Below are 9,896 nucleotides of genomic sequence, written 5' to 3'. Positions count from 1 at the left end.
GTCGGCGGCGGCGAAACTCTCGGCGCGGTCCGGGTCGAACACCACCTGGGCCAGACCATCACGGTCACGGATGTCGAGGAAGATCACCCCGCCGTGGTCGCGGCGACGGTGAACCCATCCGCAAAGGGTGATTTCCTGACCTTCCAGGGTCTCGTTCAGTTGGCCGCAATAGTGGCTGCGCATCATGGTCGTGGTTTCACTTCTCGTAATTCGAAATTCGGTGGCAGGCCTGCCTCGTCACCGTACAGTTAAGCAGGGGACGGATAATGCAGGAGCCTGCGCGTAGAGTTCAACTCAGTCTGCTTTGTCGCCGCCCGCCAGGTTCTTCTTGGCGCCGGCCTTGAAATCGGTCTCGTACCAGCCGCTGCCGCTCAGGCGGAAGCCCGGCATGGACAACATCTTCTTCAACTCAGGTGCCTGGCAGGCAGGGCAATCGACCAGCGGCGCGGCGCTGATCTTCTGAATGGCTTCCAACTGATGACCACAGGAAGCGCATTGATAGTCGTACATGGGCATGGAGATGTCTCGGCGATCAGATCGTTACAGCGCCACGCCCTGCCCTGTGCATAAAGCCCGGCATGCGCAGCAAAGCGCGGGATTATATCTGGTAAATCAACACAGCGCAGCCGGCTTTGTGCCCAGGGCCCGGCCCGCCGGGATGACGGGCCGACCACCGGACTACTGCTTGAGCGTGTCTCCCGTCGTGAGCGCGCCCCGGCCTTTGAGCACATGGACCACGCATACCACCCTCACCAGCCCGCTGAAGTTCTTTACGCCTCCGTAACGCAAATGCACTTCCCGATCGACATAGGACAACAACGCACTGACCGAACAGGTATTGAGCCTGGCGATTTCCGTCAGGATGTTCCAATAGATCTGTTCAAGCCGCAGGCAGGTAGAAAACCCATTGAGCCTGACCGACCGGGACAGTGGCTTGGCCAGTCCCATATCAAACCCCTTCGAAAAAGGGTCAACTTTTATCTTGTGAAAACCACAGGCTTCCATCACTCCCTTACCCACTCCACGTGACATACACCTGACACTCCATTGCCAAACAGCAGCCAACAGGTTTCTCCCATTGGACGATGGGCCTATAAAACAGCAGCCAGCGCAGAGCAGCCAGAAGACGGGGAGTAGTTAGTCGTAGGACAACGCCAGGAAGCGCAGGGAAACCAGCAGGCAGCGCCCAAAAGGCGCCGCCTGGGTTTAACCGTTACTGGTTTTCGAGCAGGGAGCGCAGCATCCACGCGGTTTTCTCGTGAACCTGCATACGCTGGGTCAAGAGGTCTGCCGTCGGCTCATCACTGACTTTGTCGAGCAATGGGAAGATGCCTCGCGCGGTACGCGTGACCGCTTCCTGGCCGGCCACCAACTGCTTGATCATCTCTTCGGCGCTCGGCACACCCTCTTCTTCCTTGATGGAAGACAGGCGGGCGTAAATCGAATAGGCACCCGGCGCCGGGAAGCCCAGGGCACGGATACGCTCGGCAATGGAGTCCACTGCCAGCGCCAGCTCGTTGTACTGCTCCTCGAACATCAGGTGCAGCGTACGAAACATGGGGCCTGTGACGTTCCAATGGAAATTGTGGGTCTTCAGATACAGAACATAGGTATCGGAAAGCAGGCGGGAAAGTCCGTCGACGATGGATTTACGGTCTTCTTCACTGATACCAATATCGATTGCCATGTGTTTCCCCTTCAATTGACGAGCATTCATTGATCAGGTGCAGCTCCACTCTAACAAGAGAGTGCGTCATGTGCAGCCCGGCACACCCGGGCGACATGCGGCAAATCGCCCCGCACCGCCTGCGGGATCTGACTTGGCAAGCCTGTTTACCTGTGGGAAGAGTCTGGGCATGCCAATGAAAAATCCCGCACCTGTCTAGGACAAGCGTTTGACGCAGAAATGCCGTGGCCGTGGCAACACCCCGAAATGCTTGATTTGAGTAGGCACAGCCTTTGCTGTTAAATAGACGCGGTGTGGCTGCCGTTTATTCCTGCGGCACGTCACATAGGCTGATACCCGCGCACGTGCTCAACGCCTCCCATTGTTCAGAAGCGAACCGTGCCAGTCAGCTCTTCCTTGTGATCCGTCTTAACGTGAGTTAACCAAAATGTTGAAAATCGTCCACCTGCTAACGGGCGTTGCAGCGTTGCTGCTGTCCTTTATTCCGAGCCTGCAGCCTGAAAGCCTGCCCTATCTGGAACAACACGACGCCCTGTACCTGGCCTTGTTCGGCCTTCTTAACCTGACGCTCGCACCGGTAATCCCTTACTGGAACAAAGGCACGCGTCATCAACTGCAAAACCTGGTCAGTGCGCTGCTGGTGCTGACTGTTGTCGTACAAACCCTCACCCTCCTGGCGCCCATGCCTGAAGTTGGGGGCCATCCGGCCATCCTGCTCAGCCTGGTGATTGCTGTGGTCGCCATCGTTCTTCACCTGGCCATCAGCTTCTACCGCTCGTCTCCAGCGGCCGCGTCGCAAAACTATGACATGACCAACCGGGATACCGGGACCGTCAAGTGGTTCAACACCTCCAAGGGCTTCGGCTTCATTTCCCGCGACTCGGGCGACGATATCTTCGTCCACTTCCGAGCCATTCGTGGCGAAGGCCATCGCGTCCTGGTCGAAGGCCAGCGCGTGGAGTTCTCGGTGATGAACCGTGACAAGGGCCTGCAAGCCGAAGACGTCATCGCTGCCCTGCCGCGTCGCTGATTCCCCAGCCTTCGCAGCAAAAAAAAACCGCGATTCAGCCTTGGCTGGGTCGCGGTTTTTTTATTGCGTGCGCATTCAATAGTGGGGCGGAGGCGCTTCTTCTTCGGATGACTCAAACTGCCCGCCCATTTCTTCCTGGCGCTTGAGCAGTGCAGTCATCTGCAATTGCAAGCGTTCGACGGCCCGCTGCTGGGCAACCAGGATGTCATTGAGGGTTTCAATGGTGTCGTCCTGGAAGGCCAGGCGGCTTTCCAGGTCGGTGACGCGTTCTTGCAGGTCCATGGCTCAGTCCTGGGTAAAGATGAAGTCGGCAGGCAATAGCTCGCGCAGTCGGGTACGAATCGCGGCCAATTGCTCTTGCGTATAGGGCCGGGCCGGGTGCTTGCCCCACACCGGGGCTGGCCAGGCGGCGTCATCGCGCTTGCGCACAATCACGTGCACGTGCAACTGGCTGACCACGTTACCCAGCGCGCCGATGTTCATCTTGTCAGCCGCCAGCCCCTCGTTAAGCAGCTGCGCCAGGGCTGTCGTTTCTTGCCACAAGGTTTGTTGATCTGCGACATCCAGTTGAAACACTTCGCTGATACCGTCGATGCGTGGCACCAGAATGAACCAGGGGTAATTGGCGTCATTGGACAGCAGCAGGCGGCAGAGCGGGAAGTCCCCAATGGCCAAGGTATCTTGTTGCAGGCGTTGATCTAAGGCGAACACGTGGGCACTCCGTTCGGCAGGTCGGTAACAGGCGCCCAGCATACCTTCGAATGCCCAAGGCTTCACGGGCAATGCTGGCGGCCTTGAGGCAGCCGGGCAAAAGAATGCACCCTTTAGAGGCAGTAACCCAGCAGAGCAACGCTAGGCCGGGCCTCAACGGAATGCACCAAAATGACCCACCTGTGCCTCAAAGGGATCCGCCGATTACCCACTGATAAGGGTCAACCGGTAACGTTTTACCCAGGAACAGGATTCAGGTACCACCGAACCGGGGTAACACCCTGGCGTCAAGCCCAACCCAAATGGCGTAAAACCCCCGTGCTTATGCGGTTTTTACAGGTTCATCACACTTTTCACGAAAAAATGACATTCGGTTAGTGGTTTGAGCACGCTTGTTGCATTCACCCCCATATCGTCGGCAACGGCACCCGTTTGGACACAGGTGTTTCGCGATAAAAATAGTGGCGTTTCAATGTGTATCAGGGAAGTGTTCAAACTTTGAAAGAAGTCTGAAAGCAGCATTGAAGTTGTCAGCCTGGATACATTTTGGGCTGTGAATTTGCGACATGGATCTAGCGATTTACGACAGCCTCGTAAAGAAGCTGAAAGGATAGTTGAGTAAGTATCGTCAATAGGGTCTGCGTGAGCTAACTTTGCGCCGACACAAAAAGAAAGAGCCGCCCAGATAAAAATACAGGTGGGACGGCAGTACTCTTCCTAAAACCAAAGGAGCAAATCACGATGCGCGTGATGAAGTGGAGCATGATCGCCCTGGCTGTTTCAGCAGGCACCTCGCAGTTCGCAATGGCGTCCGCCCAGGACGATTCCAAGGGTTTTGTTGAAGACAGCACTTTCAGCATCAATACTCGCGCGCTGTACTTCAGCCGTGACTTCCGTAATGAGCCAGGCGGCGGTTACAGCACCGTCAACGGCAAGCGTAAGAGCCGTGCTGAAGAAACCGGCCTGGGCTTCAATGCCCTGTACGAATCGGGCTTCACCCAAGGCACCATTGGTGTCGGTGTAGACGTGATCGGCCTGATGGGCCTCAAGCTTGACAGCGGCAAGGGCCGCGCCGGCACCGGCCTGTTCCCTACTGGTTCCGACGGTCGTTCGCAAGATGACTATTCCAAAGGCGGCGGCGCGGTCAAGTTCCGCATCTCCAACACTGTGCTGAAGGTTGGCGACCAATACACCACAGCCCCAGTGTTTGCCTCCGACGACAGCCGCCTGCTGCCAGAGCTGCCACAAGGCATCTCGATCACCAGCAACGAGATCAAGGGCCTGAAGCTTGAAGGCGGTCACTTCACTTCCAGCGTCGCGCAGAACCAGACCTACCACGACAGCCTGGGCCTGACCAAAACCGACTTCGTCGGTGGCGTGTATGCCTTCACTCCAGAAGTCACCGGCAGCCTGTACTACGCGAAAACCGAAGATTACTTCCGCAAGTACTACAGCAACCTGAATTGGACCCACGCCCTGAGCGATGATCAGTCGTTCGCGCTGGACTTCAACATCTACGACACCAAGAGCGATGGCGCCGGCCTGCAACGCGCAGAGAAAGATGGCGTGACCAAGCTCGACAACCGCGCATTCAGCTTGCAAGGTGCGTACACCATCGGCGCTCACACCTTCACCCTGGCAGCCCAGAAAGTCACCGGTGACGGCGACTACGGTTACGGCGTAGACGGCGGCGGCACAGTGTTCCTGGCCAACTCCATCGCCCGTTCTGACTTTAACGCCGAAGGCGAAAAGTCCTACCAGGCGCGTTATGACATCAACATGGCGACCTTCGGCATTCCGGGCCTGAGCTTCATGACCCGTTATGTCACCGGTAGCGGCGCCAACACGGGCACCACCAGCAACGGCAAAGAGTGGGAACGTGACATCGAAGCCAAGTACGTGATCCAGAGCGGCCCGGCGAAAGACCTGAGCTTGCGTCTGCGTCAAGCGACTTACCGTTCCGGTGATGGCGTGTACTACGGTTCGCCGTCGATCGATGAGCTGCGTCTGATCGCCAACTACCCGCTGAACATCTTGTAATTGCCAGTTTAATTACAACGATGGCTTGAGGCTTCGGCCTTAAACAAAAGCCGCTCCTCTGTTTAAACAGGGAGCGGCTTTTTTATTGCAGTTTTATTTCAATCAACAAAACAACTAGCAAGCTAAGTAACTAGTTTATCAAAGCTGACCTATCGGCCAAGTTCGATAGCATCACGCCAAGTTATTTCGGCGCACTTTCCTGCATCACTCGAATAACCCGTTGTGGAAACGGAATATCAATCCCGGCCGCTTTCAAACGGTCACGCGCCAGTTCATTGAGCATAAACACCACGTCCCAATAATCCGGGGTGTTGGTCCAGCAACGCAGGGAGACGGTGATGGAACTGTCGCCCAAGGTCGACACCACCGCCACGGCGGCAGGGTCCTTCAGTACACGTGGGTCTTCGGCCAGCGCCAGCAGCACTTCACGAGCTTTCTGCAGGTCTGCCTCATAGTCCACACCTACATCAAACACGACCTTGCGGGTCGGCTGGCGGTTGGTGTTGGTGATCAGGCCGTTGGACAGGCTGCCGTTGGGAATGATCACCGTCTTGTTGTCGCCGGTGCGCAACACCGTGTGGAAGATCTGGATGCTGTCGACGGTACCCGAGGTACCCTGGGCTTCGATCCAGTCACCGATACGGAACGGGCGGAACAACAGGATCAGCACGCCGCCGGCAAAGTTCGCCAGGCTGCCTTGCAAGGCCAGGCCGATTGCCAGGGTAGCGGCACCGATTGCCGCAACGAACGAGGTGGTGGCCACACCAATCATCGAGGCCACGTTGACCACCAGCATGACTTTGAGCGCGATGTTCGCAAGGCTGGTGATGAAGTGTTGCAGTGCCAAGTCAGCGTTGCGCATGGCCAGCAGACGGCCCACGCGGTGAGTCAAAACATTGATCAGCCACCAGCCAATGGCCAGGGTGACCAACGCCAGCAATACCCGGCTGCCGTATTCCATGATCATGGGGAGCCAAGACTGGGAGGTCTTGATCAGGTGATCCATTTCAGCGTTCAAATCCATCTACTTTCTCCTATTGTGCGGCGATAAGGCTGTATTGACTGCCTGACAACGCAATTGAGCCCCGAAGGGCTCAATTGTAGGCAATGATGCTTGGGGCGTGGGACGTCAAAAGTGCCCACAGGTTCCCCAAAGTGCCATCAGTCGCGGAAGTTATTGAACTGCAGCGGCATGTCAAACGTCTTGGCGCGCAGGGCCGCGATGGCCTCTTGCAGGTCGTCACGCTTCTTGCCGGTGACGCGAACCTGCTCGCCCTGGATGGCGGCCTGGACCTTGAGCTTGGCGTCCTTGATGTGCGCGACGATCTTCTTCGCCAGTTCCTTGTCGATGCCTTCCTTAAGCACGGCTTCCTGCTTCATCAGCTTGCCGGAAGCGTAGGCATCCTTGACTTCCAGGCATTGCACGTCGATCTTGCGCTTGACCAGGGCCAGCTTGAGGATCTCGATCATCGCTTCCAGCTGGAAATCGGCTTCAGCGGTCAGGTTGACGGTCAGTTCCTTTTCCTTGAATTCGAAGCTGCCCTTGCCTTTCAAGTCGTAGCGACGGTCCAGTTCCTTGACGGCGTTCTCGACGGCGTTGGTGACTTCGTGTTTGTCCAGTTCAGATACCACGTCGAACGAAGGCATGTGATTTCTCCAATATAAGGGGCGGGCTCAGTAGAGATGGAGCGCGCCCGAGCTAAAATGCCGGGGCATTATAGCGGTTCTTTCGCGCCGTTCACCGCTGGCGAGCTTATGGAGTACACACTGATGTCGACCCCCTGGCATATTCTTGGCGCCGGCAGCCTGGGCACCCTCTGGGCCGCACGGCTGGCGCGCGCGGGCGTGCCCGTCAGGCTGATCCTGCGCAATGAGGCGCGCCTGGCCGACTATCGAGCCGGCCAGGGGCTGACCCTGGTCGAGCAGGGTGTAGAACAGACTTACCCGGTAGTCGGTGAAACGTCTGACAGCCCAGAGCTGATTCATCGCCTGCTCGTCGCGTGCAAAGCCTACGATGCCCAAAGCGCCATTGCCCAGTTGCAACCTCGACTGGCGCCCGACGCCGAACTGATCCTGCTGCAAAACGGCCTCGGCAGCCAGGACGCAGTGGCCGCACAAGTGCCGTCGGCCCGTTGTATCTTTGCCTCGAGCACCGAAGGCGCGTTTCGCGAAGGCGACTGGCGGGTGGTATTTGCCGGCCATGGCTACACCTGGCTGGGGGATGCGAGCCACCCCACGCCGCCGCTGTGGCTGGACGACCTGCAAGCAGCCGGCATTCCCCACGATTGGGCCAGCGATATTCTCACGCGCCTGTGGCGCAAGCTGGCGCTCAATTGCGCTATCAATCCCCTGACGGTGCTTTACCAGTGCCGCAACGGCGGCTTGCAAGCCCACGCGTGTGAAGTGGCGACCTTGTGCGCTGAACTGGCCGAGCTGCTCGAATGCTGCGGCCAGCCCGCCGCCGCACAAGACCTGCACAGCGAAGTGCAGCGGGTGATCCAGGCCACTGCGGCCAATTATTCGTCCATGTACCAGGACGTGGCCAACGCACGGCGTACCGAGATCAGCTACCTGCTGGGCTATGCCTGCCAGGCGGCCGCCCGCCATCAATTGGTGTTGCCGCATCTGCAACAGTTGCAAGCGCGCCTGGTCGAGCATTTGCGCGCACGCGGATTGGCCAGCGACTGAGGCACGCGCTACCCTGCCTACCTGTCTATCACCTGGGAACCCCCTGATGCCACTGCGCCAGCGTCTTGAAAATCTACCGGTAGGGCAGAAACTGCTGGCCGCCCTGCTGGTGTTATTGTCCACCGTATTACTGGTGGCCAATCTGACGTTTATCAGCGCTGCCTACTGGATCTCCCAGGAAAGCATGGCCCCCCAGGCCTTGCAGTCCATTGGTCGACTGGTGTCCAACCCCGCGCTCGCCGCCGAGGCCCTTGAGTCTCCGACCAAGGCCGAGGCGCTGCTCAATGAGCTGACCAGCTATTCACCGTTGCGCGCCGCCGCCCTGTACGACGGCGAAGGCAACCGCCTGGCGCAGATGCAGCACGGCGACCGCCTGCACCTGCCGGACCACTACCGGCATATCGAAGCCTGGCGCCTCACCGAATTTCGCAGCAACCAGGTCATCACCCTACCCCGCGGCAACCAGCCTTCAGGGCATTTGTTGCTAGTGGCCAGCAGTGAGTTGCCGGTGGCGTTCTATACCGGCACGCTGACCGCGAGCCTGGGTATCCTGATTTTCAGCGTGTTGTTGTGGCTGGTCATCGCCCGGCAGATCAAACGCCTGATCACCCGACCGATTCATGAGCTTGAAGAGCTGTCCCGCCAGGTGACCCGCGAGGAAAACTACGCGTTACGCGCCGGGCGTGGCAACCGTGACGAAATCGGCAGCCTGGCTGAAGCCTTCAACACCATGTTGTCGCGCATCGAAGCCCGTGAGCAGCAACTTAAACGTGCGCGCGACGATTCCCAGGCTGCGTATGACCAGGCCCAGGGGTTGGCCGAAGAAACCCGGCATACCAACCGCAAGCTGGAACTGGAAGTCCAGGTGCGCAGCAAGATCGAGAAAAAGCTCACGGGCTTCCAGAACTACCTGAACAGCATCATCGACTCGATGCCCTCGGCGCTGATCGCCCTGGATGAACAACTTTACGTCACCCAGTGGAACCAGGAAGCCACCGCCCTATCCGGTACGCGCCTGGACGAAGCCCTGAACCAACCGGTATTCCTGGCCTTCCAGCCGCTCAAGCCGTACCTGCCGCAGATCAAGGCCACCGTGGAGCAACACACGGTGGAGCGGATCGAGCGGGTCACCTGGATCAAGGACGACGAACCCAAGCATTATGCGCTGACGTTCTACCCGTTGATGGGCGGCGCCGGGCGCGGTGTGGTGATCCGAATCGACGACATCACCCAGCGCCTGTCCCTGGAAGAAATGATGGTGCAATCGGAAAAAATGCTCTCCGTGGGCGGCCTGGCGGCGGGTATGGCCCATGAGATCAACAACCCGCTGGGCGCGATCCTGCATAACGTGCAGAACATTCGCCGGCGCCTGTCGCCCGAGCTGCCCAAGAACCTGGAGCTTGCCGAGCAGGTGGGCATCGAGCTGGAGACGGTCAACCGTTACCTGCAAGGCCGCGAAGTCCCGCAACTGCTCGACGGCATTCAGCAGGCCGGCGCACGTGCCGCGAAAATCGTCACCCACATGCTCAGCTTCAGCCGCCGCAGCAATCGCCAGATGGCACCCTGCGATTTGCCGGCGCTGATTGACCAGGCCGTGGAAATCGCCGGCAACGACTTCGACCTGACCATCGGTTTCGATTTCAAGGGCCAGGCGATCATCCGCCAGTTCGATCCGCAACTGGGCCCGGTACCCGGCACCGCCAACGAGCTGGAGCAAGTGCTGCTCAACCTGTTGAAGAA

12 protein-coding genes are annotated in these 9,896 nt (G+C 58.5%); 4 read left to right on the top strand and 8 right to left on the bottom strand.

The genetic code is table 11. From position 1 onward, the window contains the following. From GIW04_RS22925 to GIW04_RS22910, 4 genes are all read right to left on the bottom strand, one after another. On the bottom strand, window positions 1-186 hold a 186-nt coding region (locus GIW04_RS22925), incomplete at its 3' end, for an OB-fold nucleic acid binding domain-containing protein (protein ID WP_236479215.1). Between the two features lie 108 nt (window positions 187-294). After that, window positions 295-516, bottom strand: a complete 222-nt coding sequence (locus tag GIW04_RS22920; protein ID WP_236479214.1) for an FmdB family zinc ribbon protein — start codon at window positions 514-516, stop codon at window positions 295-297. A 162-nt stretch (window positions 517-678) separates the two neighbouring features. Then, entirely contained in the window at window positions 679-1,032 is a 354-nt protein-coding gene (locus tag GIW04_RS22915; protein WP_032900853.1) for a ribbon-helix-helix domain-containing protein, read from the bottom strand. A 181-nt stretch (window positions 1,033-1,213) separates the two neighbouring features. Then, window positions 1,214-1,687, bottom strand: a complete 474-nt coding sequence (locus GIW04_RS22910; protein ID WP_003193874.1) for a Dps family protein — start codon at window positions 1,685-1,687, stop codon at window positions 1,214-1,216. Between the two features lie 427 nt (window positions 1,688-2,114). On the opposite strand from GIW04_RS22910, the gene GIW04_RS31330 reads away from it, so the two are divergent. Beyond that, on the top strand, window positions 2,115-2,717 hold the full coding sequence (locus tag GIW04_RS31330; RefSeq protein ID WP_003193875.1) for a cold-shock protein: 603 nt from the start codon (window positions 2,115-2,117) through the stop codon (window positions 2,715-2,717). Window positions 2,718-2,792: 75 nt separating this feature from the next. On the opposite strand, the gene GIW04_RS22900 is transcribed toward GIW04_RS31330, so the two are convergent. Beyond that, window positions 2,793-2,999 carry a SlyX family protein gene (locus GIW04_RS22900; protein ID WP_003193876.1) on the bottom strand — a complete coding sequence of 69 codons (207 nt, stop codon included), beginning with the start codon at window positions 2,997-2,999 and terminating at the stop codon, window positions 2,793-2,795. Between the two features lie 3 nt (window positions 3,000-3,002). Beyond that, window positions 3,003-3,428 carry an HIT domain-containing protein gene (locus tag GIW04_RS22895; RefSeq protein WP_003193877.1) on the bottom strand — a complete coding sequence of 142 codons (426 nt, stop codon included), beginning with the start codon at window positions 3,426-3,428 and terminating at the stop codon, window positions 3,003-3,005. A 741-nt stretch (window positions 3,429-4,169) separates the two neighbouring features. Between GIW04_RS22895 and GIW04_RS22890 the strand changes: the two genes are divergently transcribed. Continuing rightward, window positions 4,170-5,468: an OprD family porin gene (locus GIW04_RS22890; protein WP_003193878.1), complete on the top strand. Its 1,299-nt coding sequence runs from the start codon at window positions 4,170-4,172 to the stop codon at window positions 5,466-5,468. Window positions 5,469-5,649: 181 nt separating this feature from the next. Here the strand turns inward: GIW04_RS22890 and GIW04_RS22885 are convergent, their stop codons facing one another. Further along, window positions 5,650-6,492, bottom strand: coding sequence for a mechanosensitive ion channel family protein (locus GIW04_RS22885; protein WP_058409974.1), 843 nt, complete (start codon window positions 6,490-6,492; stop codon window positions 5,650-5,652). A 137-nt stretch (window positions 6,493-6,629) separates the two neighbouring features. Beyond that, window positions 6,630-7,115 carry a YajQ family cyclic di-GMP-binding protein gene (locus tag GIW04_RS22880; protein WP_003193880.1) on the bottom strand — a complete coding sequence of 162 codons (486 nt, stop codon included), beginning with the start codon at window positions 7,113-7,115 and terminating at the stop codon, window positions 6,630-6,632. 123 nt (window positions 7,116-7,238) lie between these two features. Between GIW04_RS22880 and GIW04_RS22875 the strand changes: the two genes are divergently transcribed. Next, complete coding sequence (locus GIW04_RS22875; protein WP_003193881.1) at window positions 7,239-8,156, top strand: putative 2-dehydropantoate 2-reductase; 918 nt, start codon at window positions 7,239-7,241, stop codon at window positions 8,154-8,156. Window positions 8,157-8,202: 46 nt separating this feature from the next. Beyond that, window positions 8,203-9,896: sensor histidine kinase (locus tag GIW04_RS22870; protein WP_236479212.1), on the top strand; the 1,694-nt coding region annotated here is incomplete at its 3' end.

It is taken from the genome of Pseudomonas sp. PA-4-8C (assembly GCF_021606625.1).
Classification (GTDB): Bacteria; Pseudomonadota; Gammaproteobacteria; order Pseudomonadales; family Pseudomonadaceae; genus Aquipseudomonas; species Aquipseudomonas lactis.
The sequence above is the reverse complement of the archived record's forward strand: the minus strand, read 5'-3'. Positions and strand labels throughout refer to the sequence as shown.

Coding starts and splice junctions, on each gene's coding strand:
- GIW04_RS22920 (WP_236479214.1), bottom strand. CDS start 516: ATGCCCATGTACGACTATCAATGCGCTTCCTGTGGTCATCAGTTGGAA.
- GIW04_RS22900 (WP_003193876.1), bottom strand. CDS start 2,999: ATGGACCTGCAAGAACGCGTCACCGACCTGGAAAGCCGCCTGGCCTTC.
- GIW04_RS22875 (WP_003193881.1), top strand. CDS start 7,239: ATGTCGACCCCCTGGCATATTCTTGGCGCCGGCAGCCTGGGCACCCTC.
- GIW04_RS22910 (WP_003193874.1), bottom strand. CDS start 1,687: ATGGCAATCGATATTGGTATCAGTGAAGAAGACCGTAAATCCATCGTC.
- GIW04_RS22880 (WP_003193880.1), bottom strand. CDS start 7,115: ATGCCTTCGTTCGACGTGGTATCTGAACTGGACAAACACGAAGTCACC.
- GIW04_RS22890 (WP_003193878.1), top strand. CDS start 4,170: ATGCGCGTGATGAAGTGGAGCATGATCGCCCTGGCTGTTTCAGCAGGC.
- GIW04_RS31330 (WP_003193875.1), top strand. CDS start 2,115: ATGTTGAAAATCGTCCACCTGCTAACGGGCGTTGCAGCGTTGCTGCTG.
- GIW04_RS22885 (WP_058409974.1), bottom strand. CDS start 6,492: ATGGATTTGAACGCTGAAATGGATCACCTGATCAAGACCTCCCAGTCT.
- GIW04_RS22915 (WP_032900853.1), bottom strand. CDS start 1,032: ATGTCACGTGGAGTGGGTAAGGGAGTGATGGAAGCCTGTGGTTTTCAC.